Consider the following 22,346-nt stretch of genomic DNA (forward strand, 5'->3'; position numbering starts at 1 on the left):
ACGGCGCAGGCCCCATCCTGATGACGACCCACCCACGCGTACAGGAGCGAGCCGTGACCACGAGCACCGCCGCCGAGCCGCAGGCTCCGGCACCCCGGCAGCGCAGGCTGCAGACCGAGATCCCCGGGCCCGCTTCCCGCGCGCTGCAGGAGCGCCGCGCGAACGCGGTCGCCGCCGGGGTCGCGTCCACGCTGCCCGCCTACATCACCTCCGCCAGCGGCGGCCTGCTCACCGACGCCGACGGCAACGTGCTGATCGACTTCGGTTCCGGGATCGCGGTGACGAGCGTCGGGCATTCCGCGCCCGAGGTGGTCGACCGGGTGCGCGAGCAGGCGGCGCTGTTCACCCACACCTGTTTCATGGTGACCCCGTACGAGGGTTACGTGGAAGTCTGCGAGGCGCTGGCCGAGCTGACGCCGGGCGACCACGCGAAGAAGTCGGTGCTGTTCAACTCCGGCGCCGAAGCGGTCGAGAACGCGGTGAAGATCGCGCGCACCGCCACCGGTCGCCAGGCCGTCGTCGTGTTCGACCACGCCTACCACGGCCGTACCAACCTGACCATGGGCATGACCGCGAAATCGGTGCCCTACAAGCACGGCTTCGGCCCGTTCGCGCCCGAGGTGTACCGCGTGCCGGGCTCGTACCCGTACCGCGACGGGCTGGCCGGCCCGGAGGCCGCGCGGCAGGCGATCGACCGGATCGAGAAGCAGATCGGCGGCGACCAGGTCGCGGCCGTCGTGCTCGAACCGATCCAGGGCGAGGGCGGATTCATCGAACCCGCTCCCGGTTTCCTGCCCGCGATTTCCGCGTGGTGCAAGGCGAACGGCGTCGTGTTCGTCGCCGACGAGGTGCAGACCGGCTTCTGCCGCACCGGCAACTGGTTCGCCTCGCAGCACGAGGACGTCATCCCGGACCTGGTCTGCACGGCCAAGGGCATCGCGGGCGGCCTTCCGCTCGCCGCGGTGACCGGGCGCGCGGAGCTGCTCGACGCGGTCGGCCCGGGCGGGCTCGGCGGCACCTACGGCGGCAACCCGATCGCGTGCGCCGCGGCGCTGGGCGCGATCGAGACCATGCGCAACGACGGCCTGACCGGTTCCGCGAAGCGCATCGAAGAACTGGTGCTGCCGCGACTTCGGGCGCTGGCCGAGGAAACCGGCGTGATCGGCGACGTCCGCGGACGCGGCGCGATGCTGGCGGCCGAGTTCGTCAAGCCCGGCACGAACGAGCCGGACGCTGACCTCACCAAGCGCATTGCCGCCGCCTGCCATGCGCAGGGTGTCGTGGTGCTGACCTGCGGCACCTACGGCAACATCGTCCGGCTGCTTCCCCCGCTGTCCCTGTCCAACGAGCTGCTCGACGAAGGCCTCGCCGTTCTCGAGTACGCGATCGCCACGGAGGCCCGCAAGTGACTTTCCCGTTCTGGGTGGCCGGAAAGCCGGTAACCAGCAGCGAAACGACCGTCGTCCGGCATTCGTTCGACGGTTCCGAAGCCGGTTCGCACTACCTGCCCGGACCGTCCGATGTGGAGGCCGCGGTCCAGTCCGCGGCCGACGTCGCCGACGAGTACGCGACGCTGCCCGCGCACGTCCGCGCGGGCGCGTTGGACCACATCTCGCGGCGGCTTTCCGAGCGGGCGGAAGAGATCGCGCAGCTGATCACCGCCGAATCGGGCAAGCCGCTGAAGTGGTCGCGCGGCGAGATCGGCCGTGCGGTGTCGACGTTCCGCTGGGCCTCCGAGGAAGCCCGCCGGTTCTCCGGCGACCTGCAGCGCCTCGACACCGACCCGGGCGGCACCGGACGGCTCGCGCTCGTCCGGCGTGTGCCGCGCGGCCCGGTGCTGGGCATCACGCCGTTCAACTTCCCGCTGAACCTGGTGGCGCACAAGGTCGCCCCGGCGATCGCGGTCGGCGCGCCGATCGTGCTCAAGCCCGCCCCGGCGACGCCGCTGACCGCGCTGCTGCTCGGCGAAATCCTTGCCGAGACCGATCTTCCGGCGGGCAGCTGGTCGATTCTGCCGCTGGGCAACGAAGCGACCGCCGAACTGGTCAAGGACCCGCGGCTGCCGGTCGTGTCGTTCACCGGTTCGGTGCCGGTCGGCTGGGCGATCCGCGACAGCGTGCCGCGCAAGCACGTCGCGCTGGAGCTCGGCGGCAACGGCGCGGTGCTCGTCTGTCCGGATTGGACTGACCTGGACTTCGCCGCGCAGCGGATCGCGACGTTCGCCATGTACCAGGCCGGACAGTCGTGCATCTCGGTGCAGCGGGTTTACGCGCACACCGACGTCTACGACGAGTTGCAGGCGAAGGTTCTCGAGCAGGTTGCCGCGCTGCGCACTGGAAACCCGCGCGAGGACGGCGTCGACGTGGGCCCGCTGGTCAACGAGGCAGCCGCTACGCGGGTCGAATCCTGGGTCACCGACGCGGTTGTCGCCGGTGCCAAGCTGCTGGCCGGTGGCGGCCGTAAGGGCGCGACGGTGGAGCCGACCGTACTCGCCGAAGCTCCCGAGGACGCTTCGGTGATGGCGGACGAGGTTTTCGGCCCGGTGGTCTCGCTGGTTCGCGTGTCCTCTGTGGACGACGGCGTCGAGCGGATCAACGCGTCCCGCTTCGGTTTGCAGACCGGCGTGTTCACCCGCGACCTGCCGACCGCGTTCGACGTGTCCGCCCGGCTCAAGGTGGGCGGCGTGCTGGTCGGCGACGTGCCGAGCTTCCGCGCCGACCAGATGCCTTACGGCGGGGTAAAGGACTCCGGCGTCGGCCGCGAAGGACCGGCGGCGGCGATGGCGGACTTCACCGAGGAGCGCGTGACCGTCCTTACCGGACTGACTCTCTGAGCGCCGCGTAGGCGTCCACGAGGGACGGTCCGTACCACGTGAGGTAGCGCCCGGAAACCAGCACCGGGCGCATCTCCGGGAAGAAGCCGGGGCCGTCGTCCTGGGTGAATTCGTACGGCTCGTCGGGCAGTACGACCAGGTCGGCCCCGGTCTTCTGGAGTTCTTCCAGCGACGGCCGGGGATACCGCTCGGAGTGTCCTGAGTAGACATTCTCGATCCCGACCCGGCGAAGCACGTCTCCGGCGAAGGTGTCGCGCCCCAGCACGATCCACGGCTTGCGCCACACCGGAATCACCGCCCGGTACCGCACTGGCTCCACCTCGCGCCACAGCTCGTCCGCGGTGTCGAGCCATTCCGGTTCGTCGATGCCGTACACCTGGCCGAAAATCCGCCGCAATGATCCCAACGCGGCAGGCACGGATTCCGCTGCCGCCATGACGAACACCGGAATCCCGTTGGCGCGCAGGGTTTCGACGTCCTCCGGCCGGTTCTCCTCGGAATTCGCCAGCACCAGATCCGGTTCGAGCGCGAGCACCCGGTCGAGCTTCGGGTACTTCGACCCGCCGACCCGTTCCACGTCCAGATCGGCCGGATGCGTGCAGTAATCCGTCGCCCCGATCAGCCGCCCGGGCGCGCTGACCTCGACCGCCTCGGTCAGCGACGGCACCAGCGACACCACCCGCCGCGGCGGGCCCTCGATCGGCACCGGCTCGCCGAGATCATCGACCAGTTCCGCGTTCCTCATACCCGTTCGAACGACACCTTCCGCTGCTCGACGTCCACTTCGGTCAGCCGCACCGCGATCCGCTCGCCCTCCGGGAACTTCTCGCCGGAGCACTTCGCCATCACCGGCGGATTCTCGACCAGGATCTCCGCGCGCGTCTCTTCCGCACGCAGCACCACCGCGGTGAACTCGTGACCCACATGCTCAGCGAGTACCCACGCCTCGACCTGGTCTATGCACGCGCGCTCCACCCGCGCGGCCAGACTGTCCGAAGCGGACATCTGCGCCGGTACTTCGGACAACGCCTCGCGGACCCAATCCGGCACTTCGCGCCCCGCCGTCACCGCCAGGCACACCTCGGTGCCGAACCGGTCGACCAGCCGCCGAATCGGTGCCGTGACGTGCGCGTACGCCCCGCCGATCCCGGCATGCGTCGTCACCGCGGGCAATTCCCCGGCGAAGGCCGTGTAACCCGCGCCCCGCAAAAGCCTGGTGGTGTCGGCATACAACGCCATCGACGCGGGCTGTCCCGGGTCCAAAGTAGACAGAAACTCGGACACCGTCAGCTCGACCGGCCAGGCCAGCCCGGTCGCCGCCGCGGACCGGCGCAGCCATTCCACCGCGTCCGGCTCCGGCGACGGCAGCGTCCGCAGCACCCCGATCCCGGCGTCGATCATGATCCGCGCCGCGGCCATCCCGGTGAGCAAAGAGATTTCGGCGTTCCACGCGTCGACGACCGTCCGCGGCCGGCGCGCGAGAATCCAGCCGCCGTCGATGTCGCCGCTGATCTCCTGCTCCGGCAACTGCAACTCGACCGCGCCGCGCTGCACCGCCAGAGCGCGCCGCAACCGTCCCAGCTCCGGCAACGCGGCCACCGACGGATGCGGCCGCCCGGCGTCGAGCGACGACTGCACCCCTTCGTAGTCGAGCTGCTCGGTCGAACGCACCAACGCCCGCCGGACCCGGGTGGCGAGGATTTCCCCGCCCTCGTCGACGTCGATCGTCCACAACACCGCGGGCCGGGTCTCCCCCGGCAGCAGGCTGGCCGCGCCCTCGGACAGCACCGGCGGATGCAGCGGGACGTTGCCGTCCGGGAGATACAGCGTCTGCCCGCGCCGCCGCGCCTCGTGATCGAGCGCCCCGCCCGGCGGCACGAACGCCGCCAGGTCCGCGATCGCGTATTGCACCCGGAACCCGCTGCCGAGCCGCTCGATCACCATCGCCTGGTCGAGGTCCTTGGACCCGGGCGGATCGATCGTCACGAACGGCAGGTCAGTGGCGTCCTCGCGGCCGCCGGCCGACGCGAGCGGATCGAGCACCGCCGTTTCGGCCTCCGCGAGCACCGCGGGCCCGAACGACTCCGGCAGCGCGAACTCCGCCCGGAGACGACCGAAGTCCCCTCCCGACGCTGGCGTCCTCAGCACGAGTGGCGGCACGGTCCAACACTATCCCGCCGAACCGCCGATGATCGCCCGTTCGGGCGCGGGCCGGTCGGGTGTAGCCTGCCTGGCATTGATAACCGTCTTCATTTTCAGAAGGGGCCGAATCGGTGAAGATCGCGTTCGTCGGCAAGGGCGGCAGCGGGAAAACCACGCTCTCGTCGCTGTTCGTCTCGTACTTGGCGGGTGCGGGCAAACCGGTGCTGGCCATCGACGCCGACATCAACCAGCACCTGGCGGTAGCCCTCGGCGCGACCGAGGAACAGGCGCTGGCGTGGCCGACCCTGGGCGAGAACATGCCGCTGATCAAGGACTACCTGCGCGGCGACAACCCGCGGATCCCGTCCGCCGACGCGATGATCAAAACCACCCCGCCCGGCCGCGGCTCGCGGCTCGTGCGCCCCTTCGAGGACAACCCCGTCTTCGACGCCTGCTTCCGCTCGCTGGGCGACGTCCGGCTGGGCGTCACCGGCAAATTCGACGAGGATGACCTCGGCGTCGCCTGCTACCACTCGAAGGTCGGCGCGGCCGAGTTGCTGCTGAACCACCTGGTGGACGGCACGGACGAGTACGTGGTGATGGACATGACCGCCGGTGCCGACGCATTCGCCTCGGGCCTGTTCACGCGCTTCGACGTGACCTTCCTGGTGTGCGAACCGACCCTGCGCAGCGTCGGTGTTTACCGTCAGTACGCGGATCACGCGCGGGACTTCGGGGTTCACCTGGTAGCCGTCGGAAACAAGGTCACCGACAGCGACGACGTCGATTTCCTGACCACGCAACTGGGTTCGGCGCTGCTGGGCTGGATGACGACGTCCGGACATGTCCGAGCCGCCGAGCGCGGGACCACCCGGCCGATCGGCGAACTGGAGCCGCGCAACCTGGCGACGCTGGCCGCGATGCAGGACCTGGTGGACACGACGCCACGGGACTGGGCGCGGTACCAGCGGCAGGGCGTGGAGTTCCACCTGCGCAACGCGCGGGCCTGGGGGAACGGGCGCGCGGGAGCGGATCTGGCGGAGCAGGTGGACCCGGAGTTCGTCCTGGATCCGGCTCTCGTCGCGGGATAATCGGAGACCTCGCCGAATTGGCCGCCTGAGGCGGAGCCGCGCCGACATAATGGCGGCTATGGACTGGAGACCATGGCTGTCTCGGTGGAGCGCGGAGTGGGTCCAGAGCACGAAGCCCGCCGACCTCGACCCGCGAGTCCTGCGCGATCGATGGCTCGGCTTCGCCCCGGCGAGCGCGGAGGCGGTCGCCGGGGCGGAGGCGCGCCTCGGCCGGAAACTGCCGCCGTCGTATCGGGAATTCCTGCTGACCACCGACGGCTGGCGAGAAGCCGGACCGTCCGTCCGGCGCATGCGGGACACCGCCAATCTCGGATGGCTGCGCGACCTCGAGCCGCTCTGGGAGGAGTGGGAAGAGCTCTCCGAAGGCGAGCCGAATCCGAGCGAGGGCAACAAATTCAGCCGAGGGCTGCTGATCTCGCTCGAGGCCGACGTCGGGATCTTGTTCCTCGACCCTGGCGACGTCGACGAGGCCGGTGAGTGGGCGGCCTACAGCCTGTTCTCCTGGCTGGCCGCGCCGCCTGCCAAGTTCGCGTCGTTCGCCGCGCTGATGGAGGACTTGTACGCCGATTTCCACCGGCTGCACCGGCCGGAAGGCGAGACCCGCGACGCATGGGACGCCAAGGTCGAACAAGCCCGGCTCGACGCTCTGGCCGGCGAGGTCGACAGCGCCGCGGCGGCGCTCAAGCAAGCCGAGAAGTTCGGCCGTGACCGGGCGACGGTGCTGATGGTCCAGCTCGATCTTTTTCTCGGCCGCGACTACCCGGCCGGACTTTCGCTCAGCAGGCTGCTGCACTCGGAGTTCGCGCGCGACGGTTTTTTCGCCGATCCGCTGTTCACCGAGGAGTTCATGCCGTGGCTGCTGGCCGAGCACGCCCGCGCCACCACGCCCTACCACCGCTCGACACTGCGGACGGCGATGATGGGCGAGAGTCCGGAGATCCAGCTCGCCGTCGGCGAGGGCCAGGCCCGGCTTCGACGGGACGGGCCCCGCCCGAGGTTCGGCAACCCGGAGTTCGACCTACGGGTCAGGGAAGCACTGGACCAGCACCCGGACGACCCCGAAGCCTTGTGGCGGGCCGTGCGGGCGGCACTGGTGCACTGGCGGCCTCGCAGCGCCGACCACGTTGCCCCGATCGCGCTGCTCGCCGACCCGGTATTGGCGGCCAGCTTCACCGGAGAACGCGGCCGCGAACTGCTGGCTCAACCGAGAGGCGACCAGTGAACCCCGTCCCGACCCGAGAAGACGTCGCGCTGGACCAGATCCTGCGCGCCTGCGGTCGTCCGCACGATTTCCCCGAGTTCGCCTTCGAACCGACCGAAACGCGGGCCGACGCGTCCGGCGGGACCGTCAACATCAGACGGGTCGCCTGCCGAACGTGCGGGACGGTCTCGGTGAGCCAATGGCCCGGGCCCTTGCCCGAAGGCCCGGGTCAGGTGGTGGTCGTCAGCAGGTACGAACGACCGGAGCCGGGAGACGTCCCCGGCCTCGCCGACCGCGCCCGGCAGGTCACCGACGCGGAGCTAGCCGAATACCTCGCCGGGCACGGCTTCCCCGACGGCGTCCCCGAGGAGGTGGCCCCCGACCGGCGCGCGACCGCGCGAACCGAACGACTCGGCTTCGTCCTGCGTGTCCGGACCGGCCAGTTCGCGCTCCTCGACCGAGGCCGTCGGCTCGGCGACATCCTGCCGATCCCGGCGTCGGCCGAGTCCGCGGACCTGATCGACGCCGTCCCCGGCGCGGCCTTGTTCTGGTCTCCCGTCCACGACGGCGACCTTCCCCTGACCGTGACGCTGTCTCCCGGCGACCCCGGCCCCGACCGGTCCTATCGCCGGATCGCGGAGCTGAGCTGCCGTTTTCAATCCGGCCACGCCGTCCTGCGCGAGGTGGCCGGGCGGGAGCTGGAACTCCCGCCCCTGCCCGCCGGACACGGCGACTACCGGATCCGGTTCCACACCGCGGATTCCGGTTGTCTGCTGCAGCTGTGGAGCCAGCCGCGCACGAAGCCGCGGATCCACGGTTGACCGGCCCAGGTCAGTCGCCGTCCCAGGAGCGGTCGGCCGCGTCGGCCTGGCGGGTGCGTTCGCGGGCGATGTCGAGCGCGCGGCGGGCCGTGGCCTCGTCCGGGTACGGGCCGAGGAGGTCGACTCCGCGGCTGCGCTCCAGGTGCTCGACTTCGTGGGTGCGGGTGTTGTAGTACCAGCCCTGGTCCGGGTTCGGGTCGTCAGACATGGGTTCAGCCTGACACCTGCCCGCTCACTTGCGCCAGCGGAACGGGACCTCGGTGGGCTGCCCGGTGGGCCCGAAGTCGGCCGGGCCGTCGTCCTTGTGGTCGGGATGCTCGTCGAACCAGTCTCGGTTGTCCGGAACGGGGATGCCGCGGGGCGGGGTCGCGGCGTCGTCCGCCGGGGAGGAAGCACCGTAATCCGGCACCGGCGGTACGGCTGACTCCTTGCCGGGAAAGACCGGCGGCTCGTCCCGATACGTCCGCGACGGCGGCGGTGCGGACGGGCCGGTCTCCTGCCCGGGGAAAACCGGCAGCGGTCGCCCGTCCGGCCCGGTCTCGGCGGGTCGGCGGCGGCCGCTGGGCTGTGGCAGCTGGAACGGAGCGCCCGTGGCGGGAGGGGCTGGCTGCGATGGGTTTGCCTGCGGCTGCGCCGGGGATTGCTGCGCGGACGGAGCCGATGGGGCGCTTGGTGCGGACGGAAGCGGTTGCTGTGCAGGGGGGTTCGCTGGCGGCAGCGGTTGCTGTGCCGGAGGGTTCGCCTGCGGAAGTGGTGGCGAGGCAGGCTGCGCCGGAGGTTGTTGCGCAGGCGCGGCCTGTTGCGGGCCAGGTGCGAGCGGAACCGGTTGCTGCGCGGCCGGTGCGGGCGGAGCCGGTTGCTGCGCGGCAGGTGCAGTCGGCGGAAGCGGCTGCGCGCTCGGCTGAGCCGGAGGTTGCTGCTGGGTGCTGGGTGCGAACGGCTGCTGCGCGGCAGGGTTCGTCGGCTGCTCCGTGACCGGCGCGGCGGGAGGCACCGCCGGAACCTGGTGCGGCGTCCCGGAAAAGGGCGGCTGCGCTGGGGGTTGGGGCGCGGGCGGAGTCTGCTGCGCTGGGGGTTGGGGCGCGGGCGGAGTCTGCTGCGCCGGTGACGGAGCGACGTACTGGGGCTGATGCCCTCCCGGCTGCGGAGCCTGGCCGTGCGCTGGATTTCCTTGCGGCGGCAACGGTTCCGCCGGACGTGCGGGCTGCCTCGGCTCGTGGACGTACGGCTTCGGCTGCCACGACTGCCTCGCCCGCAACTGCTGATCGGCCTGCGGAGCGGGAGCTTCGTGCGGTGCCGGGACAGGTGCGGGCGCCGCGGAGGTCGGGCTCGCCGTTGCGGGAGCTGCGGGCGGTGCTTCCTCCACTGCGGACGGAGCGGAATCCGAGTTGTGCGGAGCAGCCGGTTCTTCGACAGTCGTGCCCGAGTCGGTTGCGGGCGCTGGGTCGGACTGGGGTGGTTCTGCCGCGGGGGCCGGGCTGACGGTCTCCGGAACCTGGTCAGCCGTCGCGGCGGGCGGCGCGGGCGCAGCCGGTTCCGGAGCCTTGGTCTGGCCGTTCGCCACCGGCTCAGCACCGGCGGACGGGCGCGGCTCCTCCGGCGGACGCGGCGCGGGAGGTGGTGCCTGACCGGTGTTCACCGGCCCAGCCGCCCCCTCAGCAGGACCGTTGGGCACCGATCGCCAAACCGGCGCGGGTCCGATGTTCATCGGCACCGGCGCGGGCAACGGCCCCACCGGTCGATCCGTTCCCGAAGGCGCCGGACCAGCCGCGGCCGGGCGCGGGATCGGGTCCAGACAGGACACGAGCACAGTCGTCCGGTCCGGGTCTTGGACCTTCCGGCCGCTCCGCTCCCGGTAGACCATCTCCCCCTCGGCGTCCATCTCCACGAGATAGCCCGCCTCGGCCAACTGCTCCTCGTCGAGATCGACCAACCGCTCGTAACGAGACGGGACCACCCGGTACACCGGCCACGACAACCGGGCGTGCTCCGCGTGGAACTGGGCCAGCAAAGCCGCCATCTGCTGCTGCCACGGCAGCGACATGCCCTCCGCCAGCGATCGCGGCAGGACGACGTACCCGCCGTCGACACCGGGCATTCCCTGGTTCAGCAGGTCCGCCAACGGGGTGCTGGACGCGGGGTGCGCGGACTGGCGCGGCGGCTGCGGTGTGCCGAACAGCGCCGCCGGGTCCTGGGGCTCGCTCTGGCCTGTCTTGCCTCGCTTGCCGAATTTCCGTGCCACGTGTGCCATCCTCTGCCAGCGCGCGGCCACGTGCTCGTGGACAGGCCGCGACTTCGGGGTGAATCCGGACCCGCGGTACTGGGCACCCGCGGGTCAAGAGCCGGTGCCTCCCGCACCCATGCTAGACGCCGGGGCGCACCGCCTGCGGCACCACTTGACGCTCGTCGAACGAGAACGGGCGGATGTGCACCGGGACGCCGGTCTGCTGGGCCTCGACGATCTTGCCGTCTCCCAGGTACATCGCGACGTGGTGGATGGTCGTCGGGTCGGCCGGGTCGGTGGCGAGGAAAATCAGGTCGCCGGGCTGGGCTTCGCGCACCGGCAGCATCGCGCCCGCCTTGTACTGGTCCTTCGACACGCGCGGCAGGATCACGCCCGCCGACTCGTAGGCGCGCAGCATCAGGCCGGAACAGTCGTAGGAATCCGGGCCGGTCGCGCCCCAGATGTAGGGCTTGCCCTGCTCGCCGAGAGCGAACTTGATCGCCTGCGCCGCGGCCTGGCTCGGCGGCAGCGCGGCACCCATGCCCTGCCCGCAGCCGACCACGTCCGTGATCTGGCCCAGGTTCTGCACCAGCGAGGCCGCCATGGCCTCCCAGCGGTGATAGCGGTCCGGGAAGCCGGACCGCTCGACGCGCTGCGCGGCGTCGCCGGGGCGCAGGTTTTCCCAGTCCGGGACGCCGAGCAGGACGTCGAAGAATTTGTTGATCGCGTAGTTCGGGTCGGTGACCTGGGCCGCGCTGCCCCAGTTCATCGACGGGCGCATCTGGAAGATGCCGAGCGAGTCGCGGTCGCCGAAGTTCACGTTGTGCAGCCGCGATTCGGTCATCCCGGCCTGGATCGCGACCTGCCACGCGCGCGGCGCGAGGCTGCGCTGCTTGCCGATCGCGATGATGAGCGAAACCGTGCCGCGCGACTCCTGGTCGAGTTCGGCGGCGTCCGACCCGCCCTGCTCCGGCTGGCCGGGCTGGGTCGGGCCGATCGCGGCGTCGCACGAGGTCAGCGCGATCCCGCCGGCCGCCGCCTGCTGCTGGTCGTTCACGACCTTCGTCACGACGTTGGTGGTGAGCACCGTCGCGAAAACGGCGGCGATCAGCACCGAGACGAGAATGGCCAGCTTCACGGTCAGCTCGCCTGGTCGTAATCCGACACTCGCCATCCCGCGCTGGTTTGGACCACGGTGATGCTGAGTTTCGGACCGTCGGTGGGGACCACGACCTTGACCGAACTGGAGTAGGACTGCGTGACCGTCGGATCGCCGGTGACCTTGGTGGCGGGGATGTTCGCGGGGTCCACTGTGGACATGACGGGGAGGTACTCGTCGGTGGTGAGCCCGCGCATCCCGTTGAGCCAGTCGGCGTTCGAGATGCCCGCCGGATGGCGGACCCAGGCGTTCGCCCACTGCCTCGCGACGTTCACCGCCTCCGGGCTCGGCGGCGCCGACGTCGGGGTGACCAGCGGCTGCGACAGCCGGGTCGGCAGGGTTTCAGTGCTCGGCACCGGGGCCGCGACGCCGGTGCGCGGCCCGGCCGACGAGTTCGGCGGAGCCGCTCCCGGCTGCGCGGACGCCGGCTTGCCCAGCACCTTCGGCAGGCCGATGCCCAGCGCGGTGATCACCAGCGCGAGGAACACCAGCGTGCCCACGAGATGCCGGGGCGAGCGGAGCGGGAAGCCCCACAGGCGGCGGTACACCGCGGTGCGGCCGCGGTTGGTGCGGATCGGCATCGGTCACCGCCCCATGACCTGGTCGGTGTCGCGGACCTCGATGCCGCGCGACGGGCGGTACAGCACGAACACCGGTTTCCCGGCCACGACCTCGGGATCCACCCGGCGCGGCTGGGCCCGGATGCCTTGCGTCGGCACGGTGAACCCTGGCTGGTCCGGGGCCGGGGCGGAGTACCCGCGGTCCGGCGCGCTCATCCGGGACGGCACGACCACCGGTTCCGGCTCGTCGCTCCACCGCCGGTCCGCGATCGGGGACGTGTCGACCTGGCGGCTTTCCTTGACCGGCCACCGCGCGCCCGCCATGACGTAGTCGCCAGGCGCACCGGCCACCGGGTGGTACTGGCCGAACACCGGCGCACCCCCACCGCCGCCCGCGGGCAGCGCGCCCGCGGCGGACTGCGCGGGGCCGACCGCGCCCGGCCACGGAGCACCGGACCAGGCCGCGGCGGGCCTAGCCGCGCGAGAGCCGTTGTCGAGCCGCTGCGAGCTGGCGAACACCGCCGCCTCGGGCCGGTACCGGCCACCGCCGACCGTCGCGCCGATCGGGCCGCGCTGGTCGCCGTCGACGACGTCGTCGGTGTCGCGGACGTTCTGCCAGAACTCGTCCTGCGGCGTCGGCCCGTTCTTCCGCCGGAAGCGGGAGAACAGCCCGCCGCCCGGAGACGGCACCGCCGCGCCGACCATGCTGACCGACATCTCGACCATCTGCCACAGCCGCCGCACCGGCCGTCCGACCAGGAACAGCAGCACCGTGATGAGCCCGGCGAGGACCATCTTGGTGAGCAGGTTGAGCCCGTCGCCCGCGGCGAAGATCGCCTGCAGCAGCAGCGCGTGCACGCCGGCCAGCACCGACAGCACGACCAGGTTGAACGCGATGCCGCCGGCGACCTTGAGCACGCGGCGCAGGATCTCCGGGTTCAGCAGCGCGATCAGGCCGATCAGCGGCGCGGTGAGCGCGAACAGGCGGATCAGCACCTGCGCGAGCAGCACGGACGCCTTGGCCAGCAACTGGAAGAGCGAGTAGACGAGGCTCTGGCCCAGCGCGAGGAACCCGGCTCCGGTGCGCCCGCCCGCCTCTCCGGTGAAGTAGCCGGTGGCGGGGCCGAGTTTGGTGGAGATGTCTTTGAAGGCCGCCTTTTTGGCGTCGACGACGTTCTGCTTGGCGTCGTCGCCGTTGCGCAACTGGTCCCAGGTGAAGGCCTGGGCGTCGAGCAGCGGGCGGCCGTACTGGGTCGCTTGCGGCGCGTCCGGCGACCCGAACTCCCCGCGCATCCAGTTCTTGTAGACCACTTCGGTGTGCAGGTCGGTCGGCAGGATGTGCCGCACGACCCGGTTCTCGGACTCGTCCACGAACCCGGCCTGGATGTTCGTGGTGGTCTGCACGATCGCTTTGTCGATCGGATCGAAATATCTCAGCATCGCCAGCGACGAGGCCGCGAGCCACACGCCGGCCATCGCGTAGAGCGCGCGTTTGCTGACCCCGGCCAGATCGCCGCGCCAGATGTTGCGGAACAACATGATCGACAGAATCAGCGCGACCAGCCCGAACAGCTGCGCGTAGATGTTGTTGTAGACCTTCTCCGCGCCTGCCTTCACCGCGTTGTAGATCGGGTTGAGCAGACCGCCCTCGAGCACCGTGTAGTGCAGCGAGTTGGTGGCGCCGACGATGTTCTTGCCGACGTTGAAGAGCTGGTTGCCCGCCCACGTGTCGATCGTCGAGCTGGGCGAAGCGATGGCGGACAACGCCGTGCAGTTCGTCTGGTAGGTGTTCCAGACGAATCCGGCGTAGCTGTAATCGATGTACGGGCTGCCCGCCTCGCCGTGGCCCTCGGCGGGGTCGAGCGCGCCGACCATGCCCGCGCCCGGCCGCTCCGGGTTCGGCGATTCCCCGCAGGCCGCCGCATTGGCGGCAGGCGCGAACAGCACCGTCTGCAGCCCGATCACCGCCACCACGGCCAGCAGCGACGCGCGCCGGCTCGGCCGACGGCCACCGGCCTTCGGCCCTTCCTTGACGCGTTTGCGCAGCGCGTGCCAGCCGGCGGCGAAAGCGAGGACGAACGCCAGCGTGAAGACGGTGTTCACGCAGGCCTCCTCACGGCCGGCGCCGGCCGGCCCGGATCACCGGGGTTCACGCGGCATCCCTGCCGGTGCCGCCGCCTTTGCCGCCGGCGCGGGCGTGCCGGTCCTCCTGCCGTCCGTTGCGCACTGCACCCTCCACCTCGCCGGTCTCGGACGCGAGCGGGTCCGGCGAGCCCAGCAGCTGCTCGTCGGCAAGACCGACCTCGAGTTCCGCTTGGAGTTCGAAGTCGTGTTCCAGCTCGTCGTCCTCCGGTGGGGCGGGGACATACGGCTTGGCCTCGTCCTCGTGGGGTACCACGAGTTCGCTGCCGGGTTTCGTGCGCGCGTCGGGCGAACCCGGGGTGGTGTCCATGACCGCGCGCAGCGGGTCGAGATGCGGGCCGGAAAAGTCGACGCGGATGCGCTCCACGCCGCCGGCGCCGTCGCCGAAGATGAACTGCCGGGGCTCCATGTCGCGCTCCAGCCCGCGCTGGGCTCCCGGCCGGCGGCCGAGTGCGGCGACGACCTGCTCGTAGCCCACGCCGACCGGCACCTTCAGCAGCCGCAGCGCGTCGGCCTGGGCGTCGTCGTCGTCCAGCCGGCCGACGAACACCGAGTCCAGCAGCGCCACGAAACCCTGGATCTTCAGGAAGTCCGCCGGGATCTGCGACGACAGCAGCACCCGGACGTTCCACTTCCGCGAGTCACGGGCGAACCGGTTCATCAGCACGCGCCCGGTCGGCACCTCGGACAGGAAGAACGCCTCGTCGATCCAGACGCCCTTGCGCAGTTCCTTCGGCTTCTCGTACACCGACCGCTGGGTCAGCCACGCCGCGAGGTTCAGCATTTCCACGCCGAGCGATTCGGCGTCGGTCCAGTACTCGCGCGGCACGCCGTCCTTCGGCAGGGTCAGGCCCGCCATGGTCAGCACGGTCATCCGGTCGTCGCGGGTCTCGGCGTACGGGTCCGCGTCGGTCTCCGGGATCAGCAGCGCCATGCGCTCGCGCATCTCGTCCAGGAAGTCCGCCACGACGACCGCGTGCTCGTGGTGCTCGCTCGAATCCCGCCGCAGCGCGTCGATGACCTGGCCGGGGTCCGCGTCGAACCGGCCGCCCACCGCACGCACCGCGCGCAGCAGCACGATCCGGGTCTGCGCCATCCGCGACACCTCGTACGGCAGCACGCCGGTGAGCACGTCGAGCACCAGCCGCCGCCGGGTCGCTCCGGCCAGCGCCTTTTCGCGCCGCCACGAGCGTTCCGGGTCCTCCTCGTCCATGAAGTGCTCGATCAGCGGATCGGCGACCACGCGGTACGGGTTGAGGATGCCCGGCTGGGCGTTGAGCAGGTTGATCGGCCGCGCGTACGGCCGGATCTCCGGCAGGTCGCACAGCCGCGACAGCGGGCCGGACGGGTCGAGGATCGTCCAGTGCGCCCCGGCCCGCAGCGTCTTGTAGACGATGCCGCCGCCGAGGAACGACTTGCCGCCACCGAGTCCGGCGACCATCGCGGTGAGGCCCGATCCGTCGCGGATTTCCTGCGCCATCCACGGGTCCCAGGCCACCGGACGCCGCGTCGCGGTGACCGTTTCGCCGAGCAGGATGCCGCGCCGGTCGCCGACTTCCGCGGTCGCCGTGGGCACCGCGGACGCCGTCCACACCACCGAACCGCGGCGCATGTACGCGCCCGAGGCCAGCGGCTCGCCCGGGATGAATTCCCGGGCCATCGCGTACTGCGCTTCCGGGTGCTCGATGGCGATCTTCGGCTTGTACAGGTCCAGCAATTGCTGGGCCAGCCGCAGCGCGTCGCGTTCGGTCGGGCCGGACACCGCGAGGCGCCACCACGACCGCACGCGGGTGGCCAGCGCGGTGAAGCCCGACGTCATCTCGTCGTCGATTTCCAGCACCCGGCCCGCTTGGCGGGCCAGCGACTGCGGCGGTTCCAGCTCGTGCTCGTCGGTGTAGTGCTTGACCTGCGAGCGGACCTTGTTCATCTGCCGCTGCAGCTCGCCGGACACCTCTTCCGGACGCCGCACGTAGATCCGCGCGGACACCTCGACCGACGCCGGCAGCCGGTCCGCGTGCTGGATCCACGGATCGTCGACCTCGGGGATCTGCAGCCCGTGCATCTGGCCGACGGTAAGCACCGCGAGGTGCCGCGACACGCCGGCGTTGGACCCGGTGCGACCGCGCACGGTGACCGTGGGCGCGTACGGGTCGGCGTGGAAATCAGCCGCGTCGGTGAAACTGGCGAGGTCCTCGGGCTCCCAGGCCGCGCCCGGCACCGCGGGCATGTTCCGCGGCGCGGGAAGGCCCAGCGAGCACGAGCGGTGCATCAGCCAGGACATCTCCTCGGCGTGCACCGGACGGCCTTCCAGCCCGGCGCTGCCGATGACCTGGTCGAGGTGCTCGATCTCGGAGTCGAGCGCGGCCAGTTCGGCGTCGACCGCCTCGGGCAGGATCCGGCGCAGCACCGGCGCGGCGCGTTCGACCGCGCGGTCCACCATCCGCCGGGTCTGCACCTGGACGCCGAGGTAGACCTCTTTCTCCGCCATCGAGCGGCCCATCAGCTGCTGCTGCTCGCCGATCAGGTAGTCGTCGAACGACAGCGCGCCGGGCACGTCGTTCGGCCTGCCGACCGCGTTGTACACGTGCGCCTCGGCCCACATCCGGATCGGGTACGGCCGGTTCGTGACGCGCAGGTGCAGCCAGCGGCCCTGCAGTTCGGCGTACTGGCCCGCGATGGCCGCGATCAGGTCGCGGCGCTGCGAATCGGAACGGAACGACCAGCGCTGCGGCGCGAGCCGGTACCAGGCGTACACCTCGTACCCGGTCCGCAGCAGGTGCCCGTCGATGCTGCGCGCGGCGATCGACGGCGTGTACGCCGGTATCGCCTGCTCACCGGGCAGCCGGCGACCCTTGCCGCCGGAGTTTTTGCCGCCGGACGGCGGACGGCCCTGCGGTGGCGCGTTCCACGCGCCGGCGGGGACGTCTTGCTCCCGTTTCCCTCGGCTTCCGCCGCGACCGAACAACGACTACCTCCCGGCCCGAGCCGCGGGGCGGCTCCGGCGCGCTCGTGGTGCTCCCTGTTTCCCGGCACTCGCGCCAGCACCGCGACGAAGGTCGCGGTGCTGGTACTGCCGCCTTCTCTTGTGCTTCGGCAGCGGGCGCTCCGCCCGCACCCGGACCCGGCTCGCGCTCACCGCGCCGCCCGTGCCCGAGGACCGTTCGCGCGGCGCGCGCAATTCCTGGCCCATCATCGCGATCACCGCGCCCAGCGGGCGCTCGTGACTGATCTTGGCGGTGATCAGCCTGGTGATCACGATCGTGGCCACGAACGCCCACGCCGTGGAAAAGAACCCGAAACTCCAGCCGACCCACCGCTCCACGGTAAGCACGACCAGGAAGACCGGAATGCCGACGAGCCAGGCCACGTAACGGGCTCGCCAGGGAAAAGTCGCTTTCGGCGGGCCGAGCCAGACGGCATCGACCCGGTACACCTCGTCATCGGTCCTGATCCGCACGCCTGCTCCGCCTCAGCCGGTGAAGAGGCCGGCGATCCACTGGCCCACGTTGACGCCTGCGCCGCTGACCGCGAGTCCGATGATCGCGAGCGCGATGACCACGCCGGCGAGCCGTCGCATGACCCCCGCGTTGTCGCCCTTGCCGCCGCCGAGCCACAGCAGCAGCAGCGCCACCGCGAGCAGCACGAGCGGGATGACGTTGTCGAGCAGCCAGGTGCGGACGTTGCTGGTGCCGAGCCCTTCGGCCACGAACGTCTCGAGGGCGGTCATGCTGGTCATCGCGATACTCCCGGTGCACGGTTGGCGCCGCGCTGTTCTGGCTTCGGCGAAGCTACGAACACCATCATGGCGTTACAAGGGGTAATGGTCAAAGCGCGCTGCGTAGATGTCGACTTGTGGTTAGCGGGCGGGTGCTGCGGTCCGGTGGTCAGGATTCCTCGCCCTCCATCATCGTGGCAAGGGTGCTCCGGAATAACCCAAGCCACCCGGATTGCGCAGTGTTCCGGCGGTGCGGCTCCGCAAATCGTGCGGCGCTCACTCTCAGTGCGCCCCGGACCGGCGTGTCGGGCAGGCACCAGTGTGGCATGCCCCGATCGGCGTTCCGCCGCGAGTCCGGTGAGTGACAACCGGTGTGGAAAACAATCCGGAATTGATCACTCTCTGATGCGATAACGGTCACCATCACGTCCGATGTGCGCATTTGTTCACTACAAAACGTGATCCCGGGCAGTTCCAGACCGCCTCGCGGATCAGACCCGGAACGCGCTGCTCGGGATCGCGCCCGCTTCGATCACCCGGCGGCTGAGCGGAGCGCACAGGGCCTCCAGCCGAGCCGTCTTCTCCTCGCCGAGATGCCGCCACGGACCCTCCGCAGCCGCGTTCGTCGCCGTCTCGACGCGTTCGCGGAACGCCAGCCCGCGTTCGGTGAGCGCGCCGTCCGCGCCGAGGATTCCGTCGGCGGCCAGCCTGGACGCGGCCGCGTCCCACTCGTCGTCGCTCCAGCCGCGGGTGCGTTTGGCGGTGTCCGGCGGTGTTCCGTTCGCCGTCGCGCTGTGCGTGACCAGTGCCTCCAGACCGGGCAGGCCATTCGTGGTCAACGCCGCGACGTGCCCGTCTCCGCGGTGCTCGCGCAGCAGCGTGGTCGCGTGCCAGAGCGCGAGGTGCGGCTCCTCGGGCCACGCCAGGTCCGCGTGGGCGGCGTAGAGCGGACGCCCCTCCGGACGACAGCCCTCGGTGGCTTCGCGCGCGAGCGCCGCCGCCTCGGCGACTTCCGCGGACGCGAGCGTCTCGTCGCCGAACAGCCTGCGGTAGACCTCGTCGACGGCAGCGAGCCGGGCTTCCAGGACGGTCTCCGGGGTGGCGAGCGTCCAGACACGCGGGACGAAGTGCGCGATCAGGCTGGGGCTGAAGCTGTAGAAGGTCGCGGCGACCGTGCCCGGTCCCACCGCGCCCATCGCCGCGGAGCGGCTGGCGAAGTAGGTCATCGACCCCGGTTTGAGCCCGACGGCGGCGAGCCGCTGCTGGGTCTCTGGCGCGAAGTAGACGGGAGCGTGCAGAGCGTCGAAGGTGGTCCGGAAGGCGACAGCGGCGGCGACGGCTTGACCCATGCGCCCGATCGTAGCGATCGGGCGGACGAGCTGGCATGTAAGCCGGATCCTGTTCCCGGGCCGCCTCGCGGCGGACCGGGCGACGGTCATCCATCTCGGCCTGCCGTCGCCGGCAGGCTCCAGCGGCCTACCCGCAGGCATCGGGCGGGCCGCCCTCGATCGCCTGCGCAGGAGCGTTGCTCCCTCTTGGCCTTGCTCCGGGTGGGGTTTACCGAGCCATCCCGGTCACCCGGGATGCTGGTGGTCTCTTACACCACCGTTTCACCCTTACCCCCGTCGCGAGACGGGGGCGGTCTGTTTTCTGTGGCACTGTCCCGCGGGTCGCCCCGGGTTGCCGTTAGCAACCACCCTGCCCTGCGGAGTCCGGACTTTCCTCGGACCGGGAGAACCCGGGCCGCGACCGTCCTGCCAGCTCGTCCGCCGAAGCAGCGTACCCGGGAACGGCCGGAGCACCGGCACGGGTTGGCACATTCCACCGCGTGGACGCCCTTTGCCCTCGCGCCCGGCCGCTGTTTCACTCCCGCCATGTCCGCACTTGAACCCTACGAACCTCTGAAATTCGCTTACTGGGTCCCGAATGTGAGCGGCGGCCTGGTCACCAGCGACATCGAACAGCGCACCGATTGGGGCTACGAGTACAACCGCGACCTGGCCGTGCTCGCCGAGAACAACGGCTTCGAGTACGCGCTCACCCAGGTCCGCTACACCGCCAGCTACGGGGCCGCCTACCAGCACGAATCCACCGGGTTCAGCCTGGCGCTGCTGCTCGCGACGCAGCGGCTGAAGGTCATCGCGGCCGTCCATCCCGGACTGTGGCAGCCCGGCGTGCTCGCGAAGTTCATCGCGAGCGCGGACGTCATCTCGGGCGGCCGGGCCGCGGTGAACGTGGTCAGCGGCTGGTTCAAAGACGAGTTCACCGGTCTCGGGCAGCCGTGGCTCGAACACGACGAGCGCTACCGGCGCTCGGAGGAGTTCATCCGCGTGCTCAAGGAATTGTGGACCGACGACCACGCCGAGTTCGGCGGCGATTTCTACCGCATCCACGATTTCGACATCAAACCCAAACCGGTCGCCGGTCCCGGGCGGCCGCATCCGGAGGTCTTCCAGGGCGGCAACTCCACCGCGGCGCGCAAGCTGGCCGGTCGCGTTTCGGACTGGTATTTCAGCAACGGCAAGGATTTCGACGGGTTCAGCGAGCAGGTCGACGAGGTGCGCGGGTACGCCGCCGAGAACGACCACGCGGTGCGATTCGGGCTGAACGGCTTCGTGATCGCCCGCGAGACCGAAGCCGAGGCGCGCGAGGTGCTGCGGGAGATCGTGGCGAAGGCGAACGTGCCCGCCGTCGAAGGATTCCGCTCGGCGGTCGCGCAGGCCGGGAAGTCCACTTCGGACACCAAGGGCATGTGGGCGGATTCGGAGTTCGCGGACCTGGTGCAGTACAACGACGGATTCCGGACCGGGTTGATCGGCACTCCGGAACAAATCGCGGACCGGGCGATCGAGTACAAAAAGCGCGGCGCGAACCTGTTGCTGCTCGGGTTTTTGCACTATCTGGAGGACGTCGAACACTTCGGCCGGGCGGTGCTGCCGGTGATCCGGGAGAAGGAGCGGGCGCTGGAACGCGGCGCGGGAGTCCCGGAACCGGCGGGGATCTGAGATCTCGCGGCGGCTAGCGTTCGGGGGTGAACGGTGCCCTGTCCCTGCTTCTCCTGGCCGGAACGCTCTGGTTCGCCATGGCGCGTCCGCGCGGCCTCCCGGAGGCAGTCTTCGCGGTCCCCGCCGCCGGTGTCGTCCTCGCGCTCGGCCTGACTTCCCCGCACGAAGCAGGCGAGCGGGTCGTCCAGATGCTGCCGACGATGGGCTTTCTCGCAGCGATCCTGCTGGTCAGCCACCTCGCCGCCGGCGAAGGCGTCTTCACCTGGCTAGGCGCCGAACTCGCCGAAATCTGCCGAGGACGCCAGCCGCGGCTGCTGCTGCTCACCTTCGCCGCGGCGGCGATCGTCACCGCGGTGCTGAGCCTCGACGCCACCGTCGTCCTGCTGACCCCGGTCGTCCTCGCCACGGCGGCAGAACTGAAGCTCACCGCGCGCCCGCACGTCTACGCGTGCGCGCACCTGGCCAACTCGGCGTCCACGCTGTTCCCCGTCTCCAACCTGACGAACCTGCTCGCCTTCACCGCGTCCGGCCTCACCTTCGCCGGCTTCACCGCGCTGATGGCGTTGCCCTGGCTGGTCACCCTCGCCGTCGAACTCGCCGCGTTCGCCTGGTTCTTCCGCAAGGACCTCCGCGAACCGGCCAGCACCCGTCAGCCGGAACACCGCGAAGCGCCGGTCTTCACCCTCGTCGTGCTGGCGGTGATGCTGGCCGGATTCGCGACCGGACAGCTGGTGCACGTCGAACCGGTCTGGATCGCTGCGCTGACCGCGCTCGTCCTGGCCGTGAAAGCCTTGGCAGAGCGGAAGATCCGGCCGTGGCAGGTGATCACCGAAGCGTCCCCGCTGCTGATCCTCTTCGTGCTCGCCCTCGCGGTGGTGGTGGAAGCGGTCGACGAACACGTCCTCGGCGGGCTGCTGCGCTCAATTCTGCCGACCACGGCCGGGCTGCCCGAACTGCTCCTCGCCGCAGCCATCGCGGCGGTGCTGGCGAACGTCGTCAACAACCTGCCCGCGACGCTGATCCTGCTGTCCGTCCTCGGCCCGCACCCGAACCAGGGCGTGCTGCTCGCCGTGCTGCTCGGCGTGAACATCGGCCCGAACGCGACTTACCTGGGCTCGCTGGCGACGCTGCTGTGGCGACGGGTTGTCGTCCGACACGGACAACATCCGCCGGTGGGCGAGTTCCTGAGACTCGGGGCACTCACCACACCGCTGTCGTTGGCAGCGGCGACGTGTGCTTTGTGGCTGGCGCTTTAGCCCCGCGGCGCGACCGTGCTGCCGCGCGACAACGTCGGACCACCGGCGTTGGACCGCTGCGCCTCCACACTCATCATGACCCGCGGCTCGCTCCCGACGCTCCTGTGGCGACGGGTTGTCGTCCGACACGGACAACATCCGCCGGTGGGCGAGTTCCTGAGACTCGGGGCACTCACCACACCGCTGTCGTTGGCAGC

At 70.6% G+C, this 22,346-nt stretch carries 18 protein-coding genes and 1 other RNA gene; 7 read left to right on the forward strand and 12 right to left on the reverse strand.

The annotated features are described in order from the left end of the window. Nucleotides 1-53: 53 nt before the first annotated feature. Both gabT and ACFXI3_RS16290 read left to right on the forward strand, forming a co-directional pair. Nucleotides 54-1,409: a 4-aminobutyrate--2-oxoglutarate transaminase gene (gene gabT / locus ACFXI3_RS16285; RefSeq protein WP_378400166.1), complete on the forward strand. Its 1,356-nt coding sequence runs from the start codon at nt 54-56 to the stop codon at nt 1,407-1,409. Beyond that, a complete protein-coding gene (locus ACFXI3_RS16290) occupies nt 1,406-2,833 on the forward strand; it encodes an aldehyde dehydrogenase family protein (protein WP_378400167.1) in 1,428 nt (475 codons plus the stop codon). Before gabT ends, ACFXI3_RS16290 begins: the two co-directional genes overlap by 4 nt. On the opposite strand, the gene ACFXI3_RS16295 is transcribed toward ACFXI3_RS16290, so the two are convergent. Both ACFXI3_RS16295 and ACFXI3_RS16300 read right to left on the reverse strand, forming a co-directional pair. Further along, the gene (locus ACFXI3_RS16295; RefSeq protein WP_378400168.1) at nt 2,814-3,578 is read right to left on the reverse strand and encodes a helical backbone metal receptor; all 765 of its coding nucleotides are present in this window, start codon (nt 3,576-3,578) and stop codon (nt 2,814-2,816) included. The genes ACFXI3_RS16290 and ACFXI3_RS16295 overlap by 20 nt on opposite strands. Beyond that, entirely contained in the window at nt 3,575-4,993 is a 1,419-nt protein-coding gene (locus tag ACFXI3_RS16300) for an RNB domain-containing ribonuclease (protein WP_377926003.1), read from the reverse strand. Before ACFXI3_RS16300 ends, ACFXI3_RS16295 begins: the two co-directional genes overlap by 4 nt. A 113-nt stretch (nt 4,994-5,106) precedes the next feature. Between ACFXI3_RS16300 and ACFXI3_RS16305 the strand changes: the two genes are divergently transcribed. From ACFXI3_RS16305 to ACFXI3_RS16315, 3 genes are read left to right on the forward strand one after another with little or no spacing between them, the layout of a single operon-like run. Continuing rightward, on the forward strand, nt 5,107-6,066 hold the full coding sequence (locus ACFXI3_RS16305) for an AAA family ATPase (RefSeq protein WP_378400169.1): 960 nt from the start codon (nt 5,107-5,109) through the stop codon (nt 6,064-6,066). Between the two features lie 58 nt (nt 6,067-6,124). Beyond that, nucleotides 6,125-7,288, forward strand: coding sequence for an SMI1/KNR4 family protein (locus ACFXI3_RS16310; protein ID WP_378400170.1), 1,164 nt, complete (start codon nt 6,125-6,127; stop codon nt 7,286-7,288). Further along, nucleotides 7,285-8,088, forward strand: coding sequence for a hypothetical protein (locus ACFXI3_RS16315; RefSeq protein ID WP_378400171.1), 804 nt, complete (start codon nt 7,285-7,287; stop codon nt 8,086-8,088). The genes ACFXI3_RS16310 and ACFXI3_RS16315 overlap by 4 nt, the downstream gene beginning before the upstream one ends. A 10-nt stretch (nt 8,089-8,098) precedes the next feature. Here ACFXI3_RS16315 and ACFXI3_RS16320 read toward each other — a convergent pair whose 3' ends face one another. The 10 genes from ACFXI3_RS16320 to rnpB all read right to left on the reverse strand — a co-directional run bounded on the left by ACFXI3_RS16320 (nt 8,099) and on the right by rnpB (nt 19,653). Next, nucleotides 8,099-8,296: a hypothetical protein gene (locus tag ACFXI3_RS16320; RefSeq protein WP_037815747.1), complete on the reverse strand. Its 198-nt coding sequence runs from the start codon at nt 8,294-8,296 to the stop codon at nt 8,099-8,101. Nucleotides 8,297-8,320: 24 nt separating this feature from the next. Next, a complete protein-coding gene (locus tag ACFXI3_RS16325) occupies nt 8,321-10,330 on the reverse strand; it encodes a hypothetical protein (protein ID WP_378400172.1) in 2,010 nt (669 codons plus the stop codon). A gap of 121 nt (nt 10,331-10,451) precedes the next feature. Continuing rightward, nucleotides 10,452-11,450 (reverse strand): C40 family peptidase, encoded by a 999-nt coding sequence (locus tag ACFXI3_RS16330; RefSeq protein ID WP_344288885.1) that lies wholly within the window; start codon nt 11,448-11,450, stop codon nt 10,452-10,454. Nucleotides 11,451-11,452: 2 nt separating this feature from the next. Next, a complete protein-coding gene (locus tag ACFXI3_RS16335; RefSeq protein ID WP_344288450.1) occupies nt 11,453-12,052 on the reverse strand; it encodes a hypothetical protein in 600 nt (199 codons plus the stop codon). A gap of 3 nt (nt 12,053-12,055) precedes the next feature. Next, a complete protein-coding gene (locus ACFXI3_RS16340) occupies nt 12,056-14,134 on the reverse strand; it encodes a magnesium transporter (protein ID WP_344288452.1) in 2,079 nt (692 codons plus the stop codon). A 46-nt stretch (nt 14,135-14,180) separates the two neighbouring features. Then, nucleotides 14,181-17,138, reverse strand: a complete 2,958-nt coding sequence (locus ACFXI3_RS16345; RefSeq protein ID WP_344288454.1) for an ATP-binding protein — start codon at nt 17,136-17,138, stop codon at nt 14,181-14,183. Nucleotides 17,139-17,141: 3 nt separating this feature from the next. Beyond that, a complete protein-coding gene (locus ACFXI3_RS16350) occupies nt 17,142-17,630 on the reverse strand; it encodes a hypothetical protein (protein ID WP_344288456.1) in 489 nt (162 codons plus the stop codon). Between the two features lie 12 nt (nt 17,631-17,642). Continuing rightward, on the reverse strand, nt 17,643-17,909 hold the full coding sequence (locus tag ACFXI3_RS16355) for a hypothetical protein (RefSeq protein ID WP_344288458.1): 267 nt from the start codon (nt 17,907-17,909) through the stop codon (nt 17,643-17,645). 470 nt (nt 17,910-18,379) lie between these two features. After that, entirely contained in the window at nt 18,380-19,237 is an 858-nt protein-coding gene (locus ACFXI3_RS16360; protein WP_378400173.1) for a hypothetical protein, read from the reverse strand. Nucleotides 19,238-19,259: 22 nt separating this feature from the next. Next, nucleotides 19,260-19,653: RNase P RNA component class A (gene rnpB, locus ACFXI3_RS16365), an RNA gene on the reverse strand. A 109-nt stretch (nt 19,654-19,762) separates the two neighbouring features. On the opposite strand from rnpB, the gene sfnG reads away from it, so the two are divergent. Beyond that, nucleotides 19,763-20,893 carry a dimethylsulfone monooxygenase SfnG gene (sfnG, locus tag ACFXI3_RS16370; RefSeq protein WP_378400174.1) on the forward strand — a complete coding sequence of 377 codons (1,131 nt, stop codon included), beginning with the start codon at nt 19,763-19,765 and terminating at the stop codon, nt 20,891-20,893. 77 nt (nt 20,894-20,970) lie between these two features. Further along, a complete protein-coding gene (locus ACFXI3_RS16375; protein WP_378400205.1) occupies nt 20,971-22,149 on the forward strand; it encodes an SLC13 family permease in 1,179 nt (392 codons plus the stop codon). Nucleotides 22,150-22,346: the final 197 nt, after the last annotated feature.

Origin of the sequence: Amycolatopsis sp. NPDC059235 (assembly GCF_042754125.1) — a bacterium.
GTDB classification, from domain to species: domain Bacteria; phylum Actinomycetota; class Actinomycetes; order Mycobacteriales; family Pseudonocardiaceae; genus Amycolatopsis; species Amycolatopsis albidoflava.

What these genes read in the sequence shown, in the direction of transcription:
- ACFXI3_RS16335 (WP_344288450.1), bottom strand. Translation starts at nt 12,052, where the DNA reads ATGCCGATCCGCACCAACCGCGGCCGCACCGCGGTGTACCGCCGCCTG.
- ACFXI3_RS16320 (WP_037815747.1), bottom strand. Translation starts at nt 8,296, where the DNA reads ATGTCTGACGACCCGAACCCGGACCAGGGCTGGTACTACAACACCCGC.
- ACFXI3_RS16295 (WP_378400168.1), bottom strand. Translation starts at nt 3,578, where the DNA reads ATGAGGAACGCGGAACTGGTCGATGATCTCGGCGAGCCGGTGCCGATC.
- sfnG (WP_378400174.1), top strand. Translation starts at nt 19,763, where the DNA reads ATGTCCGCACTTGAACCCTACGAACCTCTGAAATTCGCTTACTGGGTC.
- ACFXI3_RS16310 (WP_378400170.1), top strand. Translation starts at nt 6,125, where the DNA reads ATGGACTGGAGACCATGGCTGTCTCGGTGGAGCGCGGAGTGGGTCCAG.
- ACFXI3_RS16360 (WP_378400173.1), bottom strand. Translation starts at nt 19,237, where the DNA reads ATGGGTCAAGCCGTCGCCGCCGCTGTCGCCTTCCGGACCACCTTCGAC.
- ACFXI3_RS16355 (WP_344288458.1), bottom strand. Translation starts at nt 17,909, where the DNA reads ATGACCAGCATGACCGCCCTCGAGACGTTCGTGGCCGAAGGGCTCGGC.
- ACFXI3_RS16375 (WP_378400205.1), top strand. Translation starts at nt 20,971, where the DNA reads ATGGCGCGTCCGCGCGGCCTCCCGGAGGCAGTCTTCGCGGTCCCCGCC.